Source organism: Kitasatospora sp. NPDC088779 (genome assembly GCF_040685395.1).
Taxonomy (GTDB): domain Bacteria; phylum Actinomycetota; class Actinomycetes; order Streptomycetales; family Streptomycetaceae; genus Kitasatospora.
Map to the genome: position 1 here is coordinate 89,267 of NZ_JBFBHW010000019.1, position 26,333 is coordinate 115,599.

16 protein-coding genes are annotated in these 26,333 nt (G+C 72.5%); 10 read left to right on the forward strand and 6 right to left on the reverse strand.

Translation table 11 applies throughout. From position 1 onward, the window contains the following. Positions 1-118: 118 nt before the first annotated feature. Positions 119-5,011: a glycosyl hydrolase family 18 protein gene (locus AB0P03_RS20070; RefSeq protein ID WP_363630022.1), complete on the reverse strand. Its 4,893-nt coding sequence runs from the start codon at positions 5,009-5,011 to the stop codon at positions 119-121. A 488-nt stretch (positions 5,012-5,499) separates the two neighbouring features. Between AB0P03_RS20070 and AB0P03_RS20075 the strand changes: the two genes are divergently transcribed. After that, the gene (locus AB0P03_RS20075; RefSeq protein WP_363630024.1) at positions 5,500-8,463 is read left to right on the forward strand and encodes a glycoside hydrolase family 3 C-terminal domain-containing protein; all 2,964 of its coding nucleotides are present in this window, start codon (positions 5,500-5,502) and stop codon (positions 8,461-8,463) included. Positions 8,464-8,535: 72 nt separating this feature from the next. On the opposite strand, the gene AB0P03_RS20080 is transcribed toward AB0P03_RS20075, so the two are convergent. The 3 genes from AB0P03_RS20080 to AB0P03_RS20090 all read right to left on the reverse strand — a co-directional run bounded on the left by AB0P03_RS20080 (position 8,536) and on the right by AB0P03_RS20090 (position 11,378). Then, the gene (locus tag AB0P03_RS20080; RefSeq protein ID WP_363630026.1) at positions 8,536-9,339 is read right to left on the reverse strand and encodes an SGNH/GDSL hydrolase family protein; all 804 of its coding nucleotides are present in this window, start codon (positions 9,337-9,339) and stop codon (positions 8,536-8,538) included. A 75-nt stretch (positions 9,340-9,414) separates the two neighbouring features. Then, positions 9,415-10,629 (reverse strand): alpha/beta fold hydrolase, encoded by a 1,215-nt coding sequence (locus AB0P03_RS20085; protein WP_363630028.1) that lies wholly within the window; start codon positions 10,627-10,629, stop codon positions 9,415-9,417. Next, positions 10,626-11,378 (reverse strand): DUF2993 domain-containing protein, encoded by a 753-nt coding sequence (locus AB0P03_RS20090; RefSeq protein WP_363630030.1) that lies wholly within the window; start codon positions 11,376-11,378, stop codon positions 10,626-10,628. The genes AB0P03_RS20085 and AB0P03_RS20090 overlap by 4 nt, the downstream gene beginning before the upstream one ends. Positions 11,379-11,810: 432 nt before the next feature. On the opposite strand from AB0P03_RS20090, the gene AB0P03_RS20095 reads away from it, so the two are divergent. The 6 genes from AB0P03_RS20095 (at position 11,811) to AB0P03_RS20120 (ending at position 17,704) form a co-directional block, all read left to right on the forward strand. After that, on the forward strand, positions 11,811-12,497 hold the full coding sequence (locus AB0P03_RS20095; RefSeq protein WP_363583436.1) for a response regulator transcription factor: 687 nt from the start codon (positions 11,811-11,813) through the stop codon (positions 12,495-12,497). Beyond that, on the forward strand, positions 12,494-13,867 hold the full coding sequence (locus AB0P03_RS20100) for a HAMP domain-containing sensor histidine kinase (protein ID WP_363630032.1): 1,374 nt from the start codon (positions 12,494-12,496) through the stop codon (positions 13,865-13,867). The genes AB0P03_RS20095 and AB0P03_RS20100 overlap by 4 nt, the downstream gene beginning before the upstream one ends. Positions 13,868-14,093: 226 nt before the next feature. Further along, entirely contained in the window at positions 14,094-14,741 is a 648-nt protein-coding gene (locus tag AB0P03_RS20105; protein WP_363583440.1) for a hypothetical protein, read from the forward strand. Further along, a complete protein-coding gene (locus AB0P03_RS20110) occupies positions 14,738-15,634 on the forward strand; it encodes a DUF692 domain-containing protein (protein WP_363583442.1) in 897 nt (298 codons plus the stop codon). The genes AB0P03_RS20105 and AB0P03_RS20110 overlap by 4 nt, the downstream gene beginning before the upstream one ends. A 1-nt stretch (position 15,635) precedes the next feature. Beyond that, on the forward strand, positions 15,636-16,388 hold the full coding sequence (locus tag AB0P03_RS20115; protein ID WP_363630034.1) for a DNA-binding domain-containing protein: 753 nt from the start codon (positions 15,636-15,638) through the stop codon (positions 16,386-16,388). Beyond that, positions 16,385-17,704, forward strand: coding sequence for a ferritin-like protein (locus AB0P03_RS20120; protein ID WP_363630036.1), 1,320 nt, complete (start codon positions 16,385-16,387; stop codon positions 17,702-17,704). The genes AB0P03_RS20115 and AB0P03_RS20120 overlap by 4 nt, the downstream gene beginning before the upstream one ends. 182 nt (positions 17,705-17,886) lie before the next feature. On the opposite strand, the gene AB0P03_RS20125 is transcribed toward AB0P03_RS20120, so the two are convergent. Continuing rightward, complete coding sequence (locus AB0P03_RS20125) at positions 17,887-21,717, reverse strand: cytochrome D1 domain-containing protein (protein WP_363630038.1); 3,831 nt, start codon at positions 21,715-21,717, stop codon at positions 17,887-17,889. A 333-nt stretch (positions 21,718-22,050) separates the two neighbouring features. On the opposite strand from AB0P03_RS20125, the gene AB0P03_RS20130 reads away from it, so the two are divergent. Both AB0P03_RS20130 and AB0P03_RS20135 read left to right on the forward strand, forming a co-directional pair. Continuing rightward, the gene (locus tag AB0P03_RS20130; RefSeq protein ID WP_363583450.1) at positions 22,051-22,692 is read left to right on the forward strand and encodes an RNA polymerase sigma factor; all 642 of its coding nucleotides are present in this window, start codon (positions 22,051-22,053) and stop codon (positions 22,690-22,692) included. After that, a complete protein-coding gene (locus AB0P03_RS20135; RefSeq protein WP_363583452.1) occupies positions 22,689-23,750 on the forward strand; it encodes a CU044_5270 family protein in 1,062 nt (353 codons plus the stop codon). Before AB0P03_RS20130 ends, AB0P03_RS20135 begins: the two co-directional genes overlap by 4 nt. A 140-nt stretch (positions 23,751-23,890) precedes the next feature. Here AB0P03_RS20135 and AB0P03_RS20140 read toward each other — a convergent pair whose 3' ends face one another. Next, positions 23,891-24,613: a TetR/AcrR family transcriptional regulator gene (locus AB0P03_RS20140; protein ID WP_363583454.1), complete on the reverse strand. Its 723-nt coding sequence runs from the start codon at positions 24,611-24,613 to the stop codon at positions 23,891-23,893. A 104-nt stretch (positions 24,614-24,717) separates the two neighbouring features. Between AB0P03_RS20140 and AB0P03_RS20145 the strand changes: the two genes are divergently transcribed. Then, on the forward strand, positions 24,718-26,331 hold the full coding sequence (locus AB0P03_RS20145) for an FAD-dependent monooxygenase (protein WP_363630040.1): 1,614 nt from the start codon (positions 24,718-24,720) through the stop codon (positions 26,329-26,331). Positions 26,332-26,333 lie beyond the last annotated feature (2 nt).

Sequence of the window (26,333 nt, forward strand, 5' to 3'; positions counted from 1 at the left end):
CTGACACCTGCACCCGGACGAGCCGGCCGCCCTGACGTCGATGCGCAGCGGGCCCCGGCAGAGCGGCGATGCTCTGCCGGGGCCCGCGGCGGTCAACTCCCCTCAGGGTGCGGGTCGGTCACGGTGTGGGGCCGAGCTTCTGCCAGGCGTCGCTCTTGCCGGGCTCGTCGGTCGCCTTGTTCCACCACTTGGCGCGCCAGTAGAAGCCGTTCCACGACACCGTCGAGGCCCAGGCGCCGTCGGTGTCCCCGGCGATGATCTTCGTACTGGAGGCGGTGGCGCTGTTCGCGGGGGCGGCGAGGTAGGCCGGCGCCTTCCACCAGTCGTCGTTCCCGCCGGCGAAGCTGCCCAGCGCGTAGGAGCTGCCGTGCTTGGCGCCACCGGTGACCCACCGGTCCAGCATCGGCTTGCCCGCGGTGGCCTGGTCCGTGCTGAGCGGCACCAGCCGCCACCACTGGTCGACCTTCCCGTCGCAGTCCCGGACCGTGAGGGTGCCCCTGGCCGTGGTGGCGTCGAGGCACTGGTCGTGGCCGCTGGTAGCGGACTTGATGTGGTACCAGCCCTGGTCGTCCTCGCTCACCGCCCACAGCTGGTTGGCGTTGCCGGTCTGCTTCATCGACAGGTGGGCGTCGGTCCAGCTGCCGGGGTGGTCGAGGACGTTGCCGCTGTTGCGGTCCTCGATGATCCACTTGTCGCCGGTCTGCCAGAACGCGAACGAGGGGTTGGGGTTGTAGGCGTGCGCCTGCCACGGCGCGGCCTGGCACTGGGCCCCGGAGGCCGGTGCCGGGGGATCGACGGTCGTCACCGCGCGGCGCTTGTCGCCGGTGGATCCGTAGTCCTTGCCGCCGATCCTGAAGGTGACGTTCGCCGGGCCGGTGACGGGCAGGTAGTACTTGACCTCGATGTCCTTCGACCTGCCGGCGGGGATGTCCTCGCAGTAGCCGAGTTTGACGGTCACCCGGTGGAAGTCGCCCTTCAGCCCGCCCGCGTTGGGCCCCGTGTGGCCGGGGACGATGCCGCTCATCTCCTTCCAGGCCCCGTCCTTCACCACCGGTGGGGCGGAGGTGGGGAGGTCGAAGGAGATCTCCGTGCCCTGGGCGAGGGCGACCTTGGAGTTGTTGGTGATCCGCAGCTTCGGCTGCATCGGCCACATGTCCCCGACGTCGGTCGGGAAGTCCACCAGCTCGGCCTTGACGTCGATCACCTCGGCGGGCAGCGTCTTGCCGCCGCCGGTGGTGTTGCCGGACGCCCCCGCGCCCTTGAGCGCGTTGTCGAGGCGGGTGGTCAGGTCGTAGCCCATCCCCCACTCGCCGTTGGAACGCTTGGTGTAGTCACCCGCGAGCTCCCAGATCATCGCCCCGCCGACGCCCTTGTCCGCGATGTACTTCGCCTTGGCGTCGATCGACCTGTCGTTCTCCGTGGAGAGGAACACCTTCTTGGCGTCGTTCCACAGCCACGACGACTGGAGCGGGTCGGAGTACTTCTCGGCGTAGCCGCCGGTCAGCTTCCCGGCGTCGGTGGCCGGGTCGACGCCGTAGGAGCGCAGGTAGCCGGGGGTGCGGCCGTCCTGGAGGTTCTTGGTGTGCCACAGCGGGTTCGACCCGGCGCCGACCTCGCGGCCGTCCTCGGTGTCGTGCCACACGTTGTCGATGCCGGTCGCGCCGAGGCCGCAGTCCTGGCCCTTGGCCGGGCCCCGGCCGCCGACGCCCTTCGGGCACTGGGACTGGTCCGCCATGGCGGAGGTGCCCCACAGGCCGTCCGTGCCGCCCTGCACGTTCTGCCAACCGCGGGAGTAGTAGGGGATGCCGAGGTTGATCCGGCCGGGCGGGAGGGCGCCGCGGTAGTAGTGGTAGGCCCAGTCGGTGTTGAAGTAGCCGTTCTTCTGGTAGTCCTTGGTGTCGGGCGCCTGGTCGTTGTAGATCCCGGCGGCGGCCAGCTCGTTGTCCTGCCCGGTGTCGTAGAGCGGGGCCTGCGGGCCGACGAACTTGTTCCAGGAGCCGTGCAGGTCGTAGCTCATGACGTTGACGTAGTCCTGGTACTGGAGCGCCTGGCCGGCGTCCAGTCCGCGCACCAGGTAGCCGGAGGCGGACCCGGCCGAGGTCAGCAGGTAGTAGCGGCCCTTGGCCGTGCCGGACTGGTCCAGCTTGGTCCGCAGGGTCTTCATCAGGGCGGTGTAGCCCTGCTGGAGGCCCTTGCGGCGCGGGTTGGAGACGTCCCAGTCGTTGGGGTTGCCCGTGTTGGGCAGGGCGCCGGGGTACTCGTAGTCGATGTCGACGCCGTTGAACCCGTACCGGTCCAGGAAGTCCGTCACGGAGTCGGCGAACGCGTCGATGCCCGCCTGGTTCACCGAGCCGTCGGCGTTGGTGGCCATCGCGTAGAAGTTCCGGGTGTCCGCCCAGCCGCCGACGGAGATCAGCGTCTTCACGGCCGGGTGCTTCTTCTTGTACGTGTTCAGCAGGTTGAAGTGACCCTTGTACGGGAGGGACGGATCCATGGCGTTCCGGTCGCCGTCCCAGGTCATGCCGGTGGCCGGGTTGGCCGGGTCGTTCACGTCACCGACGCTGATCCGGTTGTTCTCCACCTTCGCGAACGCATAGTTCACGTGCGTGACCTTCGACCAGGGGATGTTGGACGCCAGGTACGCGGGGTCTCCCTTGGCCCCGGAGCGCCACCCCGTGAAGTACCCCACCGTGCGCCGGGTGCGGTTGTTACCGACCCACTCCCGGCCGCTGTTGTCGTAGACGTCGCAGTACCGGGCGTTCACCCCCGGGGTGGCGGCCATCCCCTCGGGCCGGCAGTCGCCCGAGGAGGCGGGCTTCGTCCCCCGGTCGTCGGGCGAGTCGTCGAACGGGGCTCCCGCGGAGTCCGGCCCCCCGGGGTCGCCGGTGCTGGTGCCGCCCTCCAGGTGCCACCGCTGTTCGGCGGCCCCGGCGCACTTCCAGAAGGCCAGGGCCTTGTCCTCGCCCTGGTCGGTCAGGCAGCCGCCGTCCGAGGAGACGATCTGGTACGTCCGCCCGTCCAGCGCGTCGAGCTGCCAGCGCTGGTTCGCGCCCCCGCCGTCCCGCCAGAGCGCGCTGTAGTAGCTGGTGCCGTCCACGGTCTGCGACCGGTTGCTGTTGGCGTCCAGCACCTGTCCGGGGTCGAGGGCCGTCCGGATCGCGAACCGGCCGTCGTCCTGGCGGTCCAGGTTCCACTTCTGCGCCGGGTTCCCGTTCCCGCCGAGGGCCTTGACCTTGGTGCCGTTGGCGGGGTTCGCCCGGTCGACGTCGGCCACCCGGCCGGTGCCGTCGTTGACCAGCGAGACGCCGGCCGCCGAGGGCGGGGGCGGTGGGGTGTCCGTCGGGCGGCCGTTGTCGTCCATCCGCGGGATCTTCGGCATGCCGGTGGTGTCGCCGGCGGCGAAGATCGTGCCCTGCAGGACGCTCCAGCGCAGAGCCGTGGGGCCCACGACGACGGTGCCGTCCGTGCCGCCGGCCGCAACGAATCCGCTGGTCAACTGGTTCCCGCGGAAGAAGGAGGCATAGGCCCTGTTGGAGAACTGCGAGCCTGGCCACCGGATGGCCGCGTTGAACCCGTCGGTCCAGCCGGCTCGGGTCAGGGCGGTGAAGTTGTCGCCGATGGGCTTGGGCCCGTTGAGCACGCGGTCGGTGGAACGGCCGATGTTGGCTTCCAGCGACACGTACGTGTCGCCCTTGAAGAGGAAGACCTGGTTCTCCGTCACCGAGAGGGCCGCGTCGACCCCCTGGGTGAAGGGTGCGGTGCTGTCACTGCCGGCCAGGCTGTGCCACCCGTCCGCGATCGTGGTCGGCGGCTTGGTCATCGTTGCGGTCCCCGTGTCGGGGTCCACCCTCATCCGCATGTACTGGTCCCCCCGGAACATCATCACTTCATCCGGGTTCTCCGGCAGCGTGAAGGCCGCGTCGAAGCCGTTCGCGAACGGTGTGTTCCCCAGGACCGGCCACAGGTGGGAGATGGTGTCCTCCTTGCCTCCGGCCAGGCTGGCGTTGCCCGGGAAGTCCGCGATGCGGGCGACGAACGGCCCCCGGAGGAGGTAGACGTCACGGCTGGTGCTGAAACTCGCTTCCACCAGTGGCTGGGAGCACGCGAACGGGCCGTCGCTCGACCGCGGTATCCGGCAGATCCGATTCTGCGCCTGGACCTGGAGGACGGCCAGCCCGACGGCGGCTGCGGTGGCGGCGAACCAGGAGTTGCTCGGGTCCTGGTTGGCGTCCCACAGGTCCCTGCTTCGCCTGGCCCAGGTCAGGATCTGGGTCTCGTACTCACGGATGCGTGCCGGGATCCGGCTGCGCATCGCCGCTGCGATGCCGTTCCTGACGTTCTGGAACCGAGTGCCCTCGGCCACGGCTTCGACGAGGACCATCAGTGCGCTGCGCAACCATGGTGTCCGTTGCGCCTGCGCCGCCGGGTCCGGGCCGCCGTCGAGGACGTTCTCCAGGACTCTGACGGCGTTCCTCAGCGCGTCGGCATCGACATTCGCCCAGCCGTTCTCGAATGTGAAGAGGTTGCCTGGCGTGGCGGACTCGTTCCTGAGGTCGCCGTACTCGACGCCGATGGCGCTGAGCTCGCGATACCGGACCGTGATGGTTTGCCCTGGTTGCGGCCGCTGCCGCTGCTGCTGCGTGAACCAGTTGTCGCGGGCAGTCCGCGATGTGCCGACGCCCCTGTCGGCCAAGCGGTAGAGCGTCTTCACGCCCGCCCGGACGGTGTAGAAGCCGCAGATGTACATGTCGCGCGGCGCGATGATCAGTCCGGTTTCCATCCCCGGCACGGGGTCCTGATCCGGGTGTCCCAGATCGAAGAGGTCGACCATCACGGGGTTCGGGTCATCGAGCGTGACGTTGAAGTCCGCGCGGTACGGGCGGGTGAAGTTCCCCCGCAGCAGCTCGATGAGCTGGAGGTAGGGACGAGCCGGGTCCGGCGGGTCGGCGGCGTGCGCCGGCCCGGTCGCCCCGATGGGCAGGAGGAGAACCGCCAGCAGGACCACCAGCATCCGCCGGAGCCCTCCGACAAGCCGTCTTGGCGGTGGGCCCCCCGGTGCCCGGCCGGGCCGGACGGTCGTTCGCAACCGCAACATGTCCTCTCCAAAGGAATTCGGTGACATTGATGCGGCAGAACGTACGAGGCACCGGTAGACACGTGATGGACAGCGCCAGCCCGTTCGGCGCTCAGCGCCCTCCGGCGATGATCTCCAGGGCAGGGCGCGGTGATCGCCCCGAGGAACTCGGCGTACAGACCGTTGCGCAGCACCGTTCGTCTAGGGTCGGCGTGTTGACAGCGGATAGACGACGCGTCAACGACGGCCGGGCCGACGCCGTCCGCGCCCCCGCCTGCGCCCCTCGGTGACCGTTCGCGCCCTTGGTGCCTCCGACGCGCCCTTGCGCGCTACCTGCCGGTAAGTGTTAATGCGCCGTAAATTTGACTGGCCGTCACATTTCCCGGCCCTCCCGGCTCGGCCCGCCTTCGTCGAAAGGTGCTGCCATGCGGCGTATCACCTCGTGGACGCGAATACTCCGTTTCGGGCTCAGCGGCTGCCTCCTGGCGGCCGCCTCCGGCTCCGGCATGTGCCCAGCGGTCGCCGGACCGGCCGGTCCGCAGCCGCACGGCGGGCGGTCTCAGGATGGGGGGTCGCACGGTGGGTGGTCGCACGGCGGGCCGTCGCCGGAGCAGAGGATCGAAGCGCTCCTCGGCCAGCTGACCACCGACGAGAAGACGACGCTGCTACAGGGGATCGCCGCACCGAACGGGGTGTACGCGGTCGGCTACGTCCGGGGCGTGCCGCGGCTGGGCATCCCGCCGCTGCTGCTGTCCGACGGCCCGGCCGGCGTGCGGGACGGGCAACCGGCGACGGCGCTGCCGGCGCCGGTGTCGCTGGCCGCCGCCTTCGACCCGGGGCTCGCCACCACCTACGGCGCGGTGCTGGGCCGTGAGGCCCGGGCGCGCGGCTACCAGGTGCTGTACGCGCCGATGGTGAACCTCGTGCGGGTGCCGCAGGGCGGGCGGAACTTCGAGACGCTGGGGGAGGACCCGTTCCTCGCCGGGCGGGTCGCGGCGGCGGAGGTCCGCGGCATCCAGGCGCAGGGGGTCGCGGCGCAGGTGAAGCACTTCGCGGCGAACAACCAGGAGAACAACCGGCAGTCGTACAGCTCGGAGGTGGACGAGCGGACGCTGGCCGAGATCGAGCTGCCCGCCTTCCGGGCGGCCGTCCGGGACGGCCGGGCCTGGTCGGCGATGTGCGGCTACAACCCGGTCAACAGCATCTGGGCGTGCGAGAACTTCCCGCTGCTGCGGGACGTGCTGAAGGGCCGTTGGGGGTTCGACGGGGTGATCGGTTCCGACTACCCGGCCACCCACTCCTCGGTGAACGCCGCGGCGGGCGGGCTGGACCAGGAGTTCGGCGGTACGACGTACTTCGCCGACCTGAACGCGGCCGTGGCCGACGGGCGGCTCGCCCCGGCCGTCCTGGACGACCAGGTGCGGCGGGTGCTGCGGCTGATGGTCCGGACCGGGGCGCTGGACGGCGGCCGGCCGCCCGGCTCCGGCCCCGGCTCCGGCTCGGGCCAGGCCGTCTCCGATCCGCCCGTCTCCGATCCGCCCGCCTCCGACCCCGCCGCCGGCGCGCGCGACGCCCGGGCGGCGGCCGCCGCCGGGACGGTGCTGCTGCGCAACCAGGGGCCGGTGCTGCCGCTGGACGCCGCCCACCTGTCGTCCGTCGCGGTGATCGGCCCGTGGGCCGACCACGCCTACACCGGCGGCTACGGCTCCTCGCACGTCGCCCCCTACCCCGACCAGGTCGTGACGCCTCGCCAGGGCATTGCCGCCCGGGCCGGTGCGGGCGTCTCGGTGCGCTACCACCCGGGCGACGACGCGGCCGCGGCCGCCTCGGTGGCCGCCGGGGCGGACGTCGCGGTGGTGGTGGTCGGCGACGAGGAGACCGAGGGCGCGGACCGCGGCTCGCTGGACCTCGCCCCGGCGGACGACGCCCTGATCCGCGCCGTCGCCCGCGCCAACCCGCGGACGGTGGTGGTGCTCAACACCGGCGGGCCGGTCACCATGCCGTGGCTGGACGCGGTGCCGGCGGTGGTCGAGGCCTGGTACCCGGGCGAGCAGAGCGGCACCGCGCTCGCCGACGTGCTGTTCGGCGACGCCGATCCGGCGGGGCGGCTGCCCGTCACCTTCCCGACCTCGGTGGCGGCCACGCCGATCCGGGACGCCTCCCAGTACCCCGGCACGGACGGCGCCTACCACTACACCGAGCAGCTCGCGGTCGGGTACCGCTGGTACGACGCGACCGCCACCGCCCCGCTGTTCCCCTTCGGCCACGGCCTCTCGTACACCACCTTCGGCTACAGCAACCTCACCGTGACCGGCCCGGACGCCGCCGGCCGGGTGCGGGTCGGCTTCGACCTCGCCAACCAGGGCGCCCGGACCGGCACCGAGGTGCCGCAGCTGTACGTCTCCTTCCCGTCCGCGGCCGGCGAGCCGCCGCAGCAGCTCAAGGCCTTCGACAAGGTCACGCTGGCGCCCGGCCGGTCGACGCACGTGGAACTGCCGCTGGACCGCTCCTCCTTCGCGGTCTGGGATCCCGGCGTGCACGGCTGGCAGGTCCCCGGCGGGCGGTACGGCCTCATGGTCGGCTCCTCCTCGCGCGCGCCGAAGTTGCAGGGCGCGGTGGACGTCCCGGGCTCTCCGGTCGTCTCCACCTGGTCCGGGCGGATCACCGGTGCCGACGGGTCCTGTCTGGACGCGGGCGCCGCCGCCGCGGACGGCAACGAGGCGGTACGGCTGGCCGGCTGCGCGGGCACGGCGGCCCAGGACGCCATGGTCGGCTCGGACGGCACCGTCCGCGCCCTCGACGGCTGCCTGACCCCGGCGGGCCCGGACGACGGCGCCGCCGTCCGGCTGCGGGACTGCACCGCGGGCGCCGACCAGGTGTGGCGCCCGGGCCCGGGCTCCTCGATCCTCCACCCGGCGTCCGGCCGCTGCCTCGCGGCCGCCGACGGCCGGCTGCTGCTGCGGACCTGCTCGGGGGGCGCCGAGCAGAGCTGGGCCACCCCCCGCCCGAGCGGCCGGGTGACCGGCATCGCCGGGCAGTGCGTGGACCTCAACCGCGCCGACACGGCCAACGGCACCGCCGTCCAGCTCTACCGCTGCAACTCCACCGGCGCCCAGGACTGGACCGTCGGGCAGGACGAGTCCCTGCGGGCCCTCGGCAAGTGCCTGGACGTCACCAACGGCTGGACCGCCGCCGGGACGCCCGCCCAGCTCTACGACTGCAACGGCACCGGCGCCCAGCGCTGGCAGCCACGCCCGGACGGCACGCTCCTCAACCCGGCCTCCGGCCGCTGCCTCGACGCCCGCGACGGCAGCGGCGCCGACTGGACCAGGCTGCAGATCTGGGACTGCCACGGCGGCCCCAACCAGCGCTGGACCCTGCCCTCCTGATGCCCACCGCCGGCCGGGCGCCGGCCGTCCGCCGTCCGCCGCCGTCCGATGGCGGCGGGCGGCGGGGCTGCGTCAGCCGTTTGCTTCCAGAGCCGGGAGGTAGGCGCCGGCCTGGCCGGCGGCGGTCGGGTGGAAGGACTGTCCGATCGGCCAGTTCAGGGCGTGCAGCCAGGGAGCGGGGTCGCAGAGCTGGTGGCCGGCGAACCGGCTGGTCACATCCGCGTAGGCGAAGTTCGGGTACTTGGCGGCCTCGCTCTGGATGACGCTGTTCAGGACGTCGGCGCCGTCGTTGAGGGCAGCACGCCTGGCCGGGCTGATCCCCGGGCAGAGGGGGGCGCCGGGGTCGTAGAAGCGGGGGTAGCCGAGGATCACCACGTGGGCGTTGGCGGCGCGGGAGCGGATGGCGCCGTAGACGGTGTCGAGTTCGCCGGGGAGCTGGGTGCGGGCGGTGTTCTCTGCGGAGGAGACGGCGCTGAGGCAGGCGGCGTCGCTGCCGAGCAGGCAGGAGGCCAGTACGTCGCGCAGGCCGACGTCGTTGCCGCCGATGGTCATGCTGACCAAGGTGGTGCCGGAAGTGAGCGGGGCGAGTTGGTTGTTCACGACGTCGGTGGTGGTGGCGCCGCCGCAGGCCTGGAAGTCGAAGGTGGCCGGTGAGGTGGACTGGGCGTAGAGGTACGGGTACGCGTTGGTGCTCTGGTTGCAGCTGTTGAGGTACGTGCTGGATGATCCGCCGCCCGCGGAGTAGGAGTCGCCGAGGGCCACGTAGTTGACGGTGGCGGCGTGGGCGGCGTGGGCGGTGCCGGTGGTGGCGGCGAGTGCGGTGGTCGTCAGGGTGAGGAGCGCGGCCGCGAGGGCTGCGGGGCGGGTTCGGCTCATCGGTTGCCTCCTTGGTGGGACGGCTGGTGTGTCAGTGGGGCTGTTCGGCGTTGCGGCGCGGTGCCCGGGACGTGGTCAGGAGTGCTGACCGAGGAAGTCGGCGAGCTCTTTGTCGTACCGGGCGGGGTCGGCGTTCCAGGAGCCGGTGTGGCCGGCCCCGGGGACGGTGACGAGTCGGACCTTGTCCGGCCAGTCGCGGGCGAACCGGGCGCTGCCGGCGTACGGGACGAGTGTGTCGGCGGTGCCGTGGAAGAGCAGCACGGGCTGTTCGGGGCCGCCGTCGCGCCGGTTCGCCGCCAGGGTGTCGACCTGGTCGAGGTCCACTCCGGCTCGGAAGCGGATGAAGGGGGCCGTGAGGTCGGCGATGGGGAACGGGAGTCCGAGGCCGGTGGCGATCGTGTCGATGGCCGCCCGGTAGTCGAGTGCGGGTGAGTCGAGGACGACTGAGCGGACCGCGCTGGTGTCCTGGGCGCGCTGAAGGTAGTTCTCGACGATGGCGCCGCCCATGGAGAACCCGTAGAGCACCACGCCGGAGGCTCCGTGGGCGCGGGCGTAGCCGACGGCGGCGTCGAGGTCGCGCCATTCCGTGTTGCCGAGTTGTCGGCTGCCGTTGGAGTCGCGGGGTGCGCCGGGGTCGTTGCGGTAGGTGATGTCGAGGATAGGGTAGCCGAGGTCGTGCAGTCCGGGCATCGTCCGCAGGCCCGCGCTGCGGCCGGCGCCGAGCCCGTGGACCTGGATGACCCAGGTGCTGCGCGAGCCCGGGAGGTACCAGGCGGGCATCGGGCCCAGGTCACCGGGGTAGCTGACGTCCTGGTAGTCCAGCCCCACCGCTCGGCGCGGGTCCGAGTTCCACACGGTGACGATGATCTTCGCCTTGGCGCCGACGGCGGGTGGGGTGGTGGCCTGGAGTTCGCGGGTGACGGTCTTGCCGTCCGAGGCGAGGACGCGGCCGAGTTCTCCCGAGCGCCGCTGTGCGGATCCGCTGTCCTGCCAGACCAGGCCGTAGGTGCCGGTGTAGCGGCTCTCGTCGGTGGCGGGAAGGGTCACCGTCGCGTTCCCCACGGCGATGACGCGGGTGTTCAGCGGGGTGTCGTCGGTGGGGTGCAGCAACTTGCCGGTCAGTAGCCACAGCGCGCCGGACGCCGCGGTGAGAGTGAGGACGAGCAGGCCCGTGACGGCGACGACGATGCGTCGGCGCAGGCGGGTGCGGCGGCTGGACGGTGGTGTCGTGGGGTGGCTGGACGGCGGTGTCGTGGGGTCGGTCATCGCCGGGGTCGGTTCCTGGTTCATGGCTGCTTCAGCGTGGTGGGGCCGGAGGCCAGGGTGAGGGCGAGTCCGGTCGGTGTGACGGTGAGTGAGACGGGCTTGAGGGACAGGGGGTAGTCGGCTTGTCGGTTCCGCGCGGTGAGCTTGGTGTTGATCTGGTCGAGCTGGGGACCGGTGATCGTTCGGCCGAGGAACTGCAGGCTGGTGGCGGTGATGGTGACCCGGCCGTCGGCCAGGGCGGGCTTCAGCGTCAACTGGCCCATGCCACCCGGGCCCAGGGCGAGCAGGAGGGTACCGGTGGCGGGGTCGGTCCGGGTGCTGCTGACGGGAACGCCCTGGCCCGAGTCGTGGATCGCTCCCGCCAGGGAGTCGGCGGGGATCGTGACGGTGGCCCGGACGTCGGACGCCGTCGCGGGCTCGGCCAGGTGGAGGTCGTCGAGCGTGATGCGGACCGAGGCGCCCGTGAGTGAGCCGACGTGGGCGTCGTCCGCGCCGAGCGTGACGTGATCCAGGTGCCGGTCGAGGATCGCGAGCAGCGCCGGGCCGGCGCCGGTGTCGACCGTCACCCGGGTGTCGAGCGCCTTTCCCATGCGGTCGGCGATCCGGCTCTTCAGGACGTGCCGGGTGACGGCCTCGCCGCCCCCGGCGAGGGCCAGAACGGCGGCCACGGGCAGGACGACGGCGCGAGTGATCCGGCCTCGCCGGGTGGTCGGGCGGCGGAGGCGGCCCAGCCGCGCGGTGGCGGTTCGGGCCGGTTCTGGACGGATGGTCATCATTGTCCTGCTGTCGTTGTCGGGGCGTCGGAGGGGGGCGGGCGGCCCGGTGCGGTCCCGGCGGCGTCCTGTGGTCGGCCGTTGTCCTGGGGACGGGGCGCGACCGGTGCGCGTGAGCAGCACGACGACCGCGACGATCAGGAGGGCCGCAACACAGACGCCGAGCAGCACGAGGGATCTGGAGCCCGTGAGCACGACTGCTCTCCCTTGTCCCGACCCCGCCGGTCGGCGAGGTCGGAAGCATCCTGTCGCCGTTGTGCAAGGCGAAGGTTCGGCCTGTGTTCGGGCCTTGTAAGGATCGCCGTCGGTCCGCCGGACGGTGACGGCCCGCGGGTTAGCATCGGTGCAGTTCGAAGCCGTGGCACGCGCGACTGGCCAAGCAGCCGCGGGATGGGTGCCGCGGCGCGGGGAGACTGCGGTGACACCGGACAGATGACACAGAGCAAGGGCCTTGTGCTGGTGGTGGAGGACGAGCGCCACATCGCCGACCTCCAGCGCCTGTACCTCACCCGCGAGGGCTTCGGCGTCCACACCGAGGCCGACGGCACCGCCGGGTTGGCCGCCGTGGCACGGCTGCGGCCGGTGGCGATCGTTCTCGACATCGGGCTGCCCGGGCTGGACGGCACGGACTTCTGCCGCCGGCTGCGCGCCGCCGACGACTGGACGCCCGTCATCCTGGTCACCGCCCGGGACGAGGAGGCCGACCGGATCCTCGGCCTGGAGATCGGTGCCGACGACTACCTCACCAAACCGTTCTCGCCCCGCGAGCTGGTCGCCCGGGTCAAGGCGGTGCTGCGCCGCACCGCCGGCCCACCGGTCTCGGCCGTCCTGGGCGGCAGCCGGCTGCGCCTGGACCCCGGTCGCCGCACGGTGCTCTGCGACGGCGAACCGCTGGAGCTGACCACCACCGAGTTCAACCTGCTCGCCCACCTGCTGGCCCGGCCCGGTCAGGTCTTCAGCCGCGAGCAGCTCCGTGCCCAGGTCTGGGGGCAGGCCGACTACGGCGACAGCCGGGTCGTCGACGTCTACGTCTCGCAGCTGCGCGCCAAGCTCGGCGACGCCAGCCCGATCCGCACCGTGCGGGGGATCGGCTACAGCGCCCAGGAGCCGGAGCGGTGAGGCGCCTGCGCGCGGGCTCCCTCACCGGCAGCCTGGTCCTGCTCGCCACCGTGGTGGCAGCCACGGCCGTGCTACTGGCGGGGGTCGCGGCCTGGCAGACCGCCTTCTCCAACGCTGAGTCCCAGTACCGGGAGCGCCTGTCCCGGCAGGCCACCGTGCTCAGCCTCGCTCCCAACCTGTCCGTGCTGCTCCTCGACCAGACCCAACGGCTGACCGGGGCCACCGGCGTCCTGGTCGCCGTCGTCGATCCCGACGGACACGTGGACGGCCCCGCGGCGCAGGCCGTCGCCCCGGCCGACCGGGACGCGCTGCTCGCCGGACGGACGCTCTCCGCCACGGCCTCGCTCGGCGACCAGCGCGTACTCGTCCAGGGACACCCGGCAAGCAACGGCGGCGCTGTCGTGCTGACCCAGCCGTTCACCGAGGTCGATGCGGCTGCCGGCCGGATGCGCGGCAGTCTGACGCTCCCCCTGGTCGCGGGCCTGGTCGGAGCCGCCCTCGCCGGAGCCCTGCTGGCCCGCCGCATCGCCCGCCCCCTGGTCGCGGCGGCCGGTGTCGCCCACCGACTCGCCGCAGGTGAACGCGGCCTGCGCTGCGAGGCCGACGGCCCCACCGAGGCCCGTGACGTCGCCCAGGCCCTGAACGCACTGGGCGCCGCCCTCGAACGCAGCGAACAACGCCAGCGCGACTTCCTGACCTCGATCTCCCACGAGATCCGTACCCCCCTCACCGCACTCCAGGGCTACGCCGAGGCCCTCACCGACGGGGTCGTCGAACCCGGGCAGCAGGCCCAGGTCGGCCAGATCCTCCTGACCGAGACCAGACGCCTGGACCGCTTCGTCTCCGACCTGCTCGAACTCGCACGCCTGGACGCCGACGACTTCCCCATCACCCGCGAACCCACCGACCTCACCGCCCTCGTCCGTGAGACCGCGCAAGCCTGGGACCAGAGGGTCCGGCAGAGCGAACTCCACCTGCGGGTGGAAACGGCCGGGGAACCCGTGATCACGGTCACCGACGGATTCCGGGTCCGCCAGTTGCTCGACGGTCTGATCGGCAACGCCGTGCGGATCTCGCCGCCCGGCGCCCCCGTGGTGCTGGCCCTGCGCCGAACGGACAGCGGCGACACCGAGCTACAGGTCCGCGACGGCGGCCCCGGCCTGACCGACGAGGACGTCCGGGTCGCCTTCGAACCCGGCGCCCTGCACTCCCGCTATGCGGGCACCCGCCCCGGCGGCACCGGCCTCGGCCTGGCCATCACCCGTCGCCTCACCGACCGGCTCGGCGCCACCATCACCGTCCACGGCCACGGCCCCGAGGGCGGCGCCTGCTTCACCGTCGCCCTCGGCACCATCCCGCTCGACGCGTAGCCGCCCGCGCAGCACCCCGGACCAGGGCCGCCGTCCGAACCGCCTGCCCCGCGCAGCGCCCGGAGCTCGCTCCGCAGGAATAATTCGCACACTACTCATTTGGCGCTATCCAGCCCGCCTCCGGCTGTGATGACCTTGGCGACTGTGGCGCGCGTCACATCGTGTGACAGCGCAGTGAGATCGCACTGCCGTGCGTGCCCGACCCAAGGCGATCGAGGAGGTACTCGTGAGTGGCAGGGAGAACAGTGGCAGGGCGGCCGGCGGTGACGGCTTCCCGGATCTGAGCCCCGGGGAACTGGCGGAGATCGAGCGCGTGATCCTCGGCGGCGACGACGGGATCGCGCTGCGGCACGCCGCGCACGAGGCCGGCGGGCCGCGCGTGTCCGCGGCCGAGCTGCAGAAGGCCCTTGAGCTCCATGTGTGCATGGGCTTGAACGCCTGCCGCAACCACGACATCGACGAGAAGGCGCCGATGGCGGGCATGGGAGCCTGTGCCACCGTCCTGCACGTGTGCCACGGCGCCAACGAGTGCCGCGGGCAGGGCGGGTGCGGCTACACCGGCCCCGACGCGGAACTCGCCAAGCCGGGCGAGCAGGCCTGTCGGCAGAACGGCAGCTGTGCGAGCCCGATCAATGTCAGCCGGGTGTTCGCGGGCGGCCCGCTGAAGGGCAAGAGCGTCTGGAAGCTCGCCCGCCAGCTGTTCGAGGCCCGGATGTACGCCGCCGGCCTCCCGTTCGGCCCGTCCCCGGGCGAGGGCTACCCGGACGACCTGGTCCCGCCGTACGAGGTGAACGAGGCCGAGCGGAGGAAGAAGAGGCTCGACCGGAGCAAGCCGCAGGTGCTGCCGCTGCCGTCGGACGAGGCGACCGCGTGACGGAGCCCCACCAGGGCGAGCGGATCGACCGGGTGTCCCGCTTCGACCTGCCGAACCTGGGGTTCGGTGTCGGCCTGCGCGGCCCGCACCACCGGTACGTACTGGACCACCTCGGTGATGGGCTGGGCGCCGAGTGGCTGGAGATCATCTCCGAGAACTACCTCGACTCCCACGGCCACCCGCGTCACGTACTGGACCGGGTCGCCGAGCGGCACTCCCTGGTCATGCACGGGGTGTCGCTGTCGATCGGCAGCGTGGAGCCCCTGGACTTCGACTACCTGGGGCGGCTCCGGCGGCTGGCCGACACGGTGGGCGCCGCCTGGGTGTCGGACCACGTGTGCTTCACCGGGGTCGCCGGGCTCAACACCCACGACCTGCTGCCGGTCCCCTTCACCGAGGCCGCGCTGACGCATCTGGTGCGACGGGTCAGGACCGTGCAGGACTTCCTGGAGCGCCCGCTGGTGCTGGAGAACCCCAGCACGTACGTGGGCTTCGCCGCATCGACCATGCCGGAGGAGGAGTTCGTCGCGCGGCTGGCGGTCGAGGCCGACTGTGGGCTCCTGCTGGACGTCAACAACGTCTACGTGTCGGCCGTCAACCACGACACCGATCCGCGCGCATACCTCGGAGCGCTCCCGCACGACCGGGTGGTACAGATCCATCTGGCCGGTCACACCGACGCGGGCACACATCTGATCGACACCCATGACGGACCGGTCGCACCGGCCGTGTGGGAGCTGTACGACGCGGCGATCGCGCTGACCGGGCCCGTGTCCACCCTGCTGGAGTGGGACGACCGCCTGCCGCCCTTCCCCGAGCTGGTGGCGGAACTCGGAAAGGCGCGCCAGCGGGCCCTCGATCCGGCGAACATCCCCGTCGCGACGGGAGTCTGACATGTCGACGGTCGAAGGAGCGCCGGCGCACCTGGCCGAACTCCAGCACTGGCTGCAGGCCGCCGTCCTCCACGCCACCGGCCCGGACCAGGAGGGCGGCGAGGCCACCGCCCAGGTGCTCACGCCGTCCAGCCGGCTCACCGCCGGCGAGCGGCTGGACATCTACCGCCGCGGTTACCGGCTGCGCCTACTGGCCTGCCTGCGCTCCTGCTTCCCCGCGCTGCGCCGACTCCTGGGGCCGGAGGCCTTCGACGCGCTCGCCACCGAGTACCTGAACACCTGCCCGTCCCGCAGCTGGACCCTGGAGCACTTCGCCGACGGCTTCGCGTCGCACCTCGCGACCACCAGACCCGACCGCGACCCACCGGGCCACGACGTCGATCCCTGGGTCCAGCTGATCGTCGAACTCGCGGGATATGAAAGGGCTTTCGCCGAGGTGTACGACGCCGAGCCGGACCGCGCGTGCCGAGTGCTGGCCTGTCGGCACCCCGTGCACCGCTACGCGGCCGCGGTGGCCCGCGGCGAGGACCCGCAGCCGCCGGCCGCACGCCCCGTACTCCTGCTGCTGCGCCGCCGGGACCACGGCGTCCACGTGACGGAGCTGACCGAGGACGTCCGGCGCACGCTCCTCGCCTCCCGGGCTGGGTTCCCCGGCCGCCCCGACCGAGTCGACCGCCCCGACCGGGCCGGTCCGCCACCCGCACCGCCCTCACCGCGCCACGAGCGCCCGGAACCGAACGGAGCCGAGGTATGACGACCGATGCCACCAAGTCCGCCACCCGTCGCCTGGCCGACATCCCCTTCGCCGTCACCCCGATCGACACGATCAAGGCCGACCGGCCGATCGAGGACATCGACGCCTTGCTCGACCACCTGCATCAGGCGGCCCAGGTCGAGCTGTCCACGATCCCGATGTACCTGTACGCGGCCTACTCCATCGGGACCAAGGGCCACAGCCAGTGGGACCCGGGAATCTCCGCCCAGCGCACGATCATCAGCATCGCGATCGAGGAGATGCTGCACCTGTGCCTGGTGCGCAACCTGGCGGTCGCGCTCGGCGGAGCGGACCGGATCGTCTTCTACGACCCGGACTTCATCACCAAGTACCCGAGCAAGATGCTCCATCGGACTCCGCCGTTGACCCTTCACCTGGAGCGGTGCAGCAAGGACCTGATGACCCGGGTGTTCCTGCCGCTGGAACTGCCCGCCGAGAAGGGCGCCGAGCCGCAACCGGACGAGTACAACACGCTCGGCCAGTTCTACCGGGCGATCGAAGAGGGCCTCAAGCACCTGACCCAGGTCGACCCGGACGGCGTGTGGAAGTACGCGAAGGCAAACGCCCCCTGGCAGTACGAGAGCGCGTACTGGAACCATGACGGCGGCGGCGAACCCGTGGTCATCACCGACCTTGACACGGCCCAGACCGCCTTGAAGATCGTGATCGAGCAGGGCGAGGGCGTGGACCCGAAGAAGGCCACCGTCCCGATCGACCCCGTCAACCCGCGACCCGGCCTCGACGAGCTCTCGCACTACGCGAAGTTCAAGAGGATCGAACAGGGCATCGAGGTCATCGGGCAGGTCCGCAACGTCCCCGGCGATCCCCGGGTGAAGGACTTCTCCGGACCGGCCGGAGGCCTGGCCCTCCTCTTCAATGCCGCCTACTGCTACACCCTGGCCATGCTCGACAAGCTCTACGCCGTCCGGTCGAACCTCAACCCGAACCGGACGAGCACCCGTTACCACCTGGAACGCACCTTCATCGCCTCGATGAGCGGTGTGCTCTACCCCATCGCGGAACTCCTCATGACGACCTCGGGCAGCGACGACCCCGCCTGGGACGGAGCCTGTGCCGCTCCCACCTTCGAGTACTACGACTTCGCCGCGGAGCAGAAGGCCAAGGGGCACCGGACCATGAAGGAGCACCTGATCTGGCTCTGCGAGACCGCCGTCGTCGACTTCCCCGAACTCGGCGGTGACAACAGCGTCCACTGGCTCCTGAAGAACCTGCCCAGCGTGGACGACATCCCCTCGGATCCCCCCGCCAGCCGCCCGCGCCCGATGCCCAACTGACGGACCGCGACCGGCGCCCCGGCCCGTCCGCCCGCTCCGACGATCCGCGCAACGGGGGGTTGGCGGTGTCTTCGTGGCACATCCGGCGTTCGGGCGGGTGCGGGCGGGTGCGGGCGGCGAAGCAGGAGAGCTGTGGGTGGGCGGGTGCGCTGTGGGCGCGGGCTACGTCAACGACTCGGAGCTCACCGGCAGGCGTCGCCCGTGGCGGAACCGGAGAGGGATTCGGGCCAGTGGTTGCTCCGGCTCAGGTCGCAGATGCGGTCGGCGGTCCGGTCCGCGTCCGTGGGCCACAGCCGTGCTCCGTCGCTGGCGGCGGTGAGGAGCGTGCTCTGGTCGGGGCTGAAGGCGGCCGTGTGCACGGCTCTGGTGTGACCGACGAGCAGTGCCGTGACCTGCTGTGATGCCACGTCCCACAGGCACACCGTGCCGCTGGCGTCCGTGCTGGCCAGCGTGCGGCCGTCGGCGCTGAAGGTGACGGAGAAGACGGTGTTGATGTGGCCGGTGAGGGTGGCGACCGTCCGGCGCTGCGCCACGTCCCACAGGCGCACGGTGGCGTCGGAGCTGCCGGTGGCCAGGGTGCGGCCGTCGGGGGAGAAGGCCAGGGAAGCGATGGCGTTGGTGTTCTCGGACAGGACGGCGACGGTGCGGTGCGTGGCCAGGTCCCACAGGCGCACCGTCCCGTCGTACCCGGCGGTGGCCAGGGTGCGTCCGTCGGGGGCGAAGACGGCCTTGGAGACCAGGCTGGTGTGCCCCTGGAGGACCGCTGTCGTCTGGTGGGTCGCCACGTCCCACAGGCGTACGGTCGTGTCGAGGCTGCTGGTGGCCAGGGTGCGGCCGTCGGGGGAGAAGGCGACGCTCGACACCTGGTCGGTGTGGCCTTCGAGGGTGGCGACCGGGCGGCCTGACGCGGCGTCCCACAGGCGTGCCGTGCGGTCGGAGCTCGCGGCGGCCAGCAGGAGGCCGTCCGGGGAGAACGCCAGGTGCATGATGCCCTGGCTGTGCGCCGCGAAGGTCACGGCGGGGCGCAGCGGAGCGGTGGTCCACGAGGTGACGGAGCCGTCGGTGTGGCCGATGGCGAGGGTCCGGCCGTCGGGGGCGTAGGTGGCGACGGTCGCGAGGGTGTCCAGGTCGTTCGTCGCGCTGAAGGTGGCGGCGATCTGGCGGCTCTTGAGGTCCCACGTGTGGACGATGTTGTCGGTGGCGGTGGTGGCCAGCTCGTTGCCGTCGGGGGAGAGCGCCAGCGCGGGGGCGGATGTGTTGGTCTCGTGGAGGGTGGCGGTCAGTCGGCGCTCGGCCACGTCCCACAGGGCGACCGTGTTGTCCTGGCCGATCGTGGTCAGGGTGCGGCCGTCGGCGGTGAACGCGGCCTGGCTCACCTCCTGCGTGTGCCCGTTGAGGACGGCCGTGGTGTCGTGCGACGCCACGTCCCACAGCCGCACGGCGCGGTCGGCGCCGGCGCTGGCCAGGGTGCGGCCGTCGGGGCTGAAGGCGACGGTGCCGACGGCGCCGGTGTGGCCGGTCAGGGTGGCGAGCATGCGGTGGGTGGTGGTGTCCCACAGCTTCACGGTGTGGTCGGCGCCGCTGGTGGCCAGGGTGCGGCCGTCGGGCGCGTACGCCACCGCTCGTACGGAACCGGCGTGACCGGTGAGCGTCGTGAGGGCGCGCTGGGACGCCACGTCCCACAGCCGGGCGGTCTGGTCGTACCCGGCGGTGGCCAGGGTGTGTCCGTCGGGCGAGAACACCGCCGAGGAGACGGCGCCGGTGTGGCCGGTGAGGATGCCCGTCGTGCGGTCGGAGGCGACGTCCCACAGCCGTACGGTGCGGTCGGCGCCGGCGCTGGCCAGGGTGCGGCCGTCGGGGCTGAAGGCGACCGTGTTGACGATGCCGGTGTGGCCGGTCAGGGTGGCGAGCATGCGGTGGGTGGTGGTGTCCCACAGCTTCACGGTGTGGTCGGCGCTGCCGGTGGCCAGGGTGCGGCCGTCGGGCGCGTACGCCACCGCCGTCACGGTGCCGGTGTGACCGGTGAACTGGTTGGAGGAGTAGGCGGCGTAGGCGCTCAGCAGGCTGCCGCGGGCCTCGGTGGTGCGGGCCGTCCGGTAGCCCTCCAGCGCGACCAGCGCCGCGGCCTCGGGCTGCGTTTCGAGGAGTTGCCTGGATTGGGCGGCCCGTTCGCGGGAGACCGCGACGCGGCGCTGCGCGTCGGACTGCTCCCCCTGGACGAACGCGGTCACCGCCAGCACCAGGGAGAGCACGGTCAGGACGGCCAGCGCCACGACCGTCCGGCGCCGGCGACGGCCACGCTGGCCGTCCGCCGCGGTGCTGGCGTCCAGGAAGGCGGACTCAAGCCGGTTGAGCGCCGCGCCGCGGGTACGGGACCAGCTCCAGGCGGTGGCGAGCTGTGCTCCCCGGTACAACGCGCCCGGGTCGCGCTGGAGTTCGTTCCAGGTCAGGGCGGCCTGGGTGAGCCGGCGGTGTGTCCGCAGGGCCTCGCGGTCGACGTCGAGCCAGTGGCGCAGCCGAGGCCAGGCGCGGATGACCGCTTCGTGGGCGACGTCGACGGTGCCGTCGGCCAGGACGATCAGGCGGGCGGCGGCGAGCCGGTGCAGGAGGTCGTCGACGGTCGCGGCGTCGGCGAGGCCGTCGAGTTCCTTCCGGGCCAGGCGGCGGCGGGTGTCCTCGGTGCCCTCGCCCGGGGCGGTGAGCCGGAGGAACAGCAGCCGCATGGCCTCCTGGTGGCCCGGCGGGAGAGCGGCGTACATGGCCTCGGCGGTCTGGGTGATGGCTCCCCGCATGCCGCCGGTGGCCCGGTAGTCGGCCAGCCGCAGGACGGTCCCGCGGTGCCTGGTCCAGGTCTCGCGCATCGCGTGGGCCACCAGCGGCAGCGCGCCGGGCTGGCCGGTGGCCTCCGCGAGGACGGCCTCGAGCAGGTCCGGGTCCACCACGACGCCCGCTCGGGCCGCGGGTTCGACGACGATGTCCCGCAGCTCGGCCCGGGTGGGTGCGCCGACCGGCAGTTGGGCGCCGGAGCGGAGGGCGGCGGCCAGGGCGGGGTGGGCGAGGCAGCGGTCGTAGAAGTCGGCGCGCACGCTGATGACGACCCGTACCCGGGCCTCGGCCGCGCCGGCCCCGGCCGCTCCGTCGCCGGCTGTGTGGCCGTCGGCCGTCCCGTCGACGGCCGTGCGGTCGCCGGCCGTCCAGGCCAGGCAGGCCAGGGCCGCTTCCCGCTCCCCGACGTCCGCGCAGGTGGTGAAGAGCTCCTCGAACTGGTCGACGACGAGGACGACGCGCCGGTCGGCGGGCTGCGTGACCAGCCAGGTGTCCAGCGCGATCCCCAGGGCCGCGGGCTCGTCGGCCAGCGCGCGGGACAGTGCCTCCGCGTCACCGCCCGTCAGGGCGCAGACCGCCAGGGCCAGCGCCCGTAGCGGGTGGTCGCCGGGGACCAGCGGCGCGGTGTGCCAGGACTCGTCGAGCCGGGGGAGCAGCCCGGCCCGCAGCAGCGAGGACTTGCCGCTGCCGGAGGCGCCGACGACTGCCGTCAGCCGGTGGTCACCCACGTGCCGGACCAGGTGGCTCACCAGTTCCGACCGGCCGAAGAAGATGTCGGCGTCCCCCGTGCCGAACGCGGCCAGTCCCAGGTACGGGCAGTGAGCGGGGTCGCCCCCGTCCGCGCGGTCCTTGTCGCCGTCCTGCGCCGTGGCGGACGGCCCTTGGACGGCCCGGGAAGCCGCCAGCCAGCGGGCCTCCCACTCCGCCTTCTCCCCGCCGCACACCCGCGCGTAGGCGAGCACCACGGCCAGCGACGGCAGGCGCTCGCCCTTCGCTGCCTCCGCCAGCGTGCTGGCGGAGTAGTGCGACTCCTTCGCCAGCGCGCGGTAGCTCGGTGCGCCCGACCGGTCCCGTAGCTGGCGCAGCTCCCAGGCGAGCCGCTCCACCGGACCGGCCTGCGGATCGACGAACCGCTCCGGTCTGCCCAGTCGGGCCTTGCGCCGTGTCCCGTTCGGCCGCGTGTCCACGTTCACCACCCCTGGCAGGCCTCTCCCGCCCCCTCACATCGTTGTCCGACTTGAATGTCCTGCCCAGAGGGCTCTTTCGGACAATGCGCCGCCGCTGCAGAGTTTCTGGCATCGGGGGGTTCGCCGGAACACCTCGTGGCGTTCGGGGGACGGCCCGGTGGCAGCCGCTCGCCACCGGGCCGAGCGCCTCAGGTGCCGCCGCGCAGGTGCCGCCGCTCAAGTCGGCACCTGCGCGGAGGACCCGTCGTCCGCGCGAAAGGCATCCGCCGGTTGCCGGCACACCTGTGACGCAGCTCACTGGAACTGCTTCGTGGTGGCCGGACAACCAGAGGTGTGGACTATTCGCTGCACGAACGGATCAGAGCCGGGGACCCGGGCGCCTTCCGGCAGTTGTTCCAGGAGCACTCGCAGGCGGTTCTGTCGCACGCGGTCCGGGTGAGCGGGGACCGCGCCGGTGCCGAGGACGTCATGGCGGTGGTCTTCCTGGAGGCCTGGCGGCTGCGGGACAAGCTCCGCGACGAGGGGACCACTCCTCGCCCGTGGTTGATGGGCATCACTGTCAACGTGCTGCGCAACCGGGCCAGGGCCGCCCGCCGGCATGCGGCCGCCCTCGCCCGCATGCCGCTCGCCGAACCCGCCCCGGACTTCGCCGACGAGTTGGTCGGCCGGCTCGCCGACCGCGATCAACTGCTCGCTGCCAAGGCGGCGCTGGAGAAACTGCGCCGCGGGGAGCGCGAGGTGTTCTCGCTGTGCGTGTGGGCGGGCCTCAGCTACCCCGAGGCCGCCGAGGCCCTCGGCATCCCGGTCGGCACCGTGCGCTCCAGGCTCTCCAGGGCCCGGACCCGGCTGCGTGCTCTGGCCGACAAGGAACTGCGGCAGGCTTCGAAAACTCGCCGGGAACCCCTGCCGGCAGCCGGACAAGTACAGGGTGGCCGGATGGTTCCGGCCCGGTCGAACAAGGAGTGGAACAGATGACCAGCACCCCGGAGTGGCAGCAGCCGCTTGAGGACGCGGAGCTGAGGCACCTGCTGCCGGCGGCCGGAGCACCGGCCGCCCCGCTCGGCCGACAGCGCCAGATCGAGGAGTTCCTGATGAACGAGATCACCCGTACCCCCGAAGCCGCAGTGCCGGTCCGCCCCGAGGCCAGGAGGCGTCGGCGGCTGCTGATCGCCGTGCCCACCACGGTGGCGGCCTTCGCCCTCGCCGCCACCGTGGCGGCCACCACGCTCGGCAGCCCGGGAACGACCCCCGCGCGCAGTGAGCGCGTCGCCGCACCCGTCATCCAGGTCTCGGCGGGCGACACCGCGGGCCTGGCCGGCGCGGTGGAGCGGATCTCGCTGGCCGCCGCGGCCGCGCCCGACCTCGTCCTGCGCCCGGGGCAGTACGTCTACATCGAGAGCACCGTCTCCCACCTCACGGGCACCATCGACGCCGCCAGCGGCACCTCGAACGTGTGGGTCGAGAAGCCCCACCAGCGCCAGATCTGGCACTCGGCCGACGGCCGCACGGGCTGGCTCACCGAAGAGGGCAAGTCCCCGGAAGGCGGCAAGGCACTCGAATCGGGCACTGGTGCCTACCTGAACGCGCCCTCCTACGACTACGTGCGCACCCTGCCCACCGACCCGCAGGAACTGCTGCAGAAGATCTACACCGAGACCAAGGGAAGCGGCAACGGGCCGGACCAGGAGGCGTTCGTCACCATCGCCGACCTGATCCGCGAGCAGGCCGTCCCCGGCAAGCTCGCCGCCGCGCTCTACCAGGCCGCGGCCCGCATCCCCGGTGTCGTCCTCCTCGACAGCGCCACCGACGCCGCCGGGCGCACCGGCATCGCGATCGCCCGGACCAACACCACCACCGGCTCCCGCGACGAGATCATCTTCGACCGCAGCTCCTACGCCTTCCTGGGCGAGCGCAGCGTCCAGGTCACCGAAGCCTACGGAGTCAAGCCCGGCACCGTCACCGCGAACACCGCCGTCCTCAAGCGCGCCGCCGCCGACGCCCCCGGCCGCCAGCCGGGCAACGCACAGGCCTGACCGCACCCGCGCGTCGCTCCGCCCGTCGCTCCGGCCCCCGTTCTCGGGCCGGGGCGACGGGCGGAGCTGTGTGAGCAGACGGGCGGAGCTGCGTGAACAGCAGTTGACAGTGGACCCGGCCGGCTTCGGAACGTCACGCCCTAGCGGCGGGCGAGGCCGTCGATCATCAGGGAGACGGTGAAGTCGAAGCGGTCGTGGCCCGTGCCGGCGGTGAGTTCGGCGGCGTGGCGGGTGGTGTGGGGGAAGGTCTCGGCGGGCAGGGCGGTGAGGCGGCGCAGCAGCTCGTCGCGGTCGAGGACCCACGCGTCGTCGTCGTGTGCTGCTCGCTGGCGCACGATCGAGGCTTCGAGGCAGTAGGCGGCCACGTACAGCAGGAGCGCGTCGACGGCCCAGGCGGCGGCCTGTGGGGCGACGCCGCCGGCGAGCAGGATCGCCAGCATCCCTTCGCTGACGCGCATGGTTTCGAGGTCGGTGGGGGCGATGGCGAGCGCGGCGCGGGAGATCCCGGGGTAGTCCAGGTACTGGTCGCGGATTCGGGTGCAGACGCCGCGGATCTGGTCCCGCCAGGCCGCGGGGTCGGGCTCGGGCAGGGCGAGCGCGGCGCACAGCCGTCCGATGAGCAGCTCGTCGAGGTCGGCCTTGTTGACGACGTGGGCGTAGAGGGAGGCGGGCCCGGTGTCGAGGGCGCCGGCGAGGCGGCGCATGGTCAGTGCCTCGTAGCCCTCGGTGGCGATGACGCCCAGCGCGGTGTCGATGACCTGGTCCACGGTGATGGGGGCCTTGCGGCGGCGCGGCCTGGGGTCGGTTTCGGCGTCGGGGTTCGGCGGCTGGTGGCGTGCCGCGCGTCGCTCTCTCGGGTTCACCGGACCATCATAGCTTGACACGAACGCTGTTCGTTTATAGAACATTGTTCGTGACTAGGAATGTGAACGTGAACCGGGATCCGCATCAGGATTCGAACCAGACCATGAACCAGGACGTGGACGTGGACGTGGACGTGGACGTGACCGTCGTCGGCGCCGGGCCGGTGGGCCTCGTGCTCGCCGCCGAGCTGGCGCTCTCCGGGGCGACGGTGCAGGTGCTCGAACGGCTCGCCGAGCCGGACCGGTCGATGAAGGCGGGGGCGGTCAACGTCCCGACGGCCGAGGCGCTCGACCGCCGCGGCCTGCTGCCGGCCGCCGAACAGGTGCAGCGGGAGCAGCTCGAACGGGTCGGGTCGTTCGCCCGCGCGGTCGACCAGCCGCCCGGCGGTGGCCGGCCGGCGCGCGCACCCCGCTTCACCGGGCACTTCGCCGGGATGGTCCTCGACGCCGACCTCGTGGACTGGTCCGATACCGACCTCGCCGCGCACACCGCCGTCGACGGAGCGCGGATGGTGCCGCAGCGCGAGCTGGAGGCGCTGCTGGCCGGCCAGGTCACGCGTCTGGGCGTGGCGGTGCGTCGCGGGGTGGAGGTCACCGCGCTCGAAGACACCGGCGACGGCGTGCTCGTCACCACCACCGCCGGCACGGTGCGCACCGGATGGCTGGTCGGGTGCGACGGCGGGCGCAGCACCGTGCGCCGCCTCGCGGGCATCGGCTTCCCCGGCACCGACCCCGAACTCACCGGACACCTGGCGGTCGTCGACATCGCCGACCCCACGGTGCTCGCGGACGGATGGGTGTGGTCGTCCAAGGGCGCCTACCGTTGCGGGCCGCAGCCCGGGCGGGTGGTCACCGTGGAGTTCGGCGGCGCCCCCGCCGACCGCTCCGCGCCGGTCACCCTTGAAGAGGTGCAGAGCAGCCTGCGCCGGGTCTCGGGCACCGACGTCACGCTCACCGCGCTGCGTGGCCCCGCGACCCGCTGGAGCGACAACGCCCGCCAGGCCGCGGCCTACCGCTCGGGGCGGGTGCTCCTGGCCGGCGACGCCGCGCACGTGCACTCGCCGTTCGGCGGCCAGGGGCTCAACCTCGGGGTCGGCGACGCGATGAACCTCGGCTGGAAGCTCGGCGCCGTGGTCGCCGGGTGGGCGCCCGAAGGGCTGCTCGACACCTACGACGCCGAGCGCCGCCCCCTCGGCGCCTGGGTACTGGACTGGACGAGGGCCCAGATCGGGGTGATGCGCGGGGACGCCAAGTCGGCCGCGCTCCGGGAGGTCGTCGCCGACCTGCTGGGCACCGGGGCGGGCGCGACCTACGCGGTCAAGAAGATCTCCGGGGTGACGCAGCGCGTCGACCTGCCCGGCGACCACCCGCTGGTCGGGCGGTACGCCCCCGACCTGTGGCTGGGGGACGGCTCCCGGCTGGTCGACCACGGCCACGGCGGCGGGTTCCTGCTGCTCGACCGTACGGCGGACGGCGCGTTCACCCGTCTCGCCGCGGGCTGGACCGGGCGGGTGACCAGCGTGACCAGCGTGACCGACGACCACGCGACGCCGACCGGAGTCCTCGTCCGCCCGGACGGAGTGGTCGCCTGGGCCTGCGACACCACCGACACCGACACCGACACCACCGCCGCCGACGCCGCCGCCGGCCTCGAAGCCGCCCTGCACCGCTGGGCGGGCACGCCGTCCCCCTCGCCGGAGCCCGAGCCGGTGCGCTGAAC

Coding starts and splice junctions, on each gene's coding strand:
- AB0P03_RS20090 (WP_363630030.1), bottom strand. CDS start 11,378: ATGACCATCCGTCCAGAACCGGCCCGAACCGCCACCGCGCGGCTGGGC.
- AB0P03_RS20135 (WP_363583452.1), top strand. CDS start 22,689: ATGACCAGCACCCCGGAGTGGCAGCAGCCGCTTGAGGACGCGGAGCTG.
- AB0P03_RS20080 (WP_363630026.1), bottom strand. CDS start 9,339: ATGAGCCGAACCCGCCCCGCAGCCCTCGCGGCCGCGCTCCTCACCCTG.
- AB0P03_RS20115 (WP_363630034.1), top strand. CDS start 15,636: ATGTCGACGGTCGAAGGAGCGCCGGCGCACCTGGCCGAACTCCAGCAC.
- AB0P03_RS20070 (WP_363630022.1), bottom strand. CDS start 5,011: ATGCTGGTGGTCCTGCTGGCGGTTCTCCTCCTGCCCATCGGGGCGACC.
- AB0P03_RS20120 (WP_363630036.1), top strand. CDS start 16,385: ATGACGACCGATGCCACCAAGTCCGCCACCCGTCGCCTGGCCGACATC.
- AB0P03_RS20095 (WP_363583436.1), top strand. CDS start 11,811: ATGACACAGAGCAAGGGCCTTGTGCTGGTGGTGGAGGACGAGCGCCAC.
- AB0P03_RS20145 (WP_363630040.1), top strand. CDS start 24,718: ATGAACCAGGACGTGGACGTGGACGTGGACGTGGACGTGACCGTCGTC.
- AB0P03_RS20085 (WP_363630028.1), bottom strand. CDS start 10,629: ATGAACCAGGAACCGACCCCGGCGATGACCGACCCCACGACACCGCCG.
- AB0P03_RS20075 (WP_363630024.1), top strand. CDS start 5,500: ATGCGGCGTATCACCTCGTGGACGCGAATACTCCGTTTCGGGCTCAGC.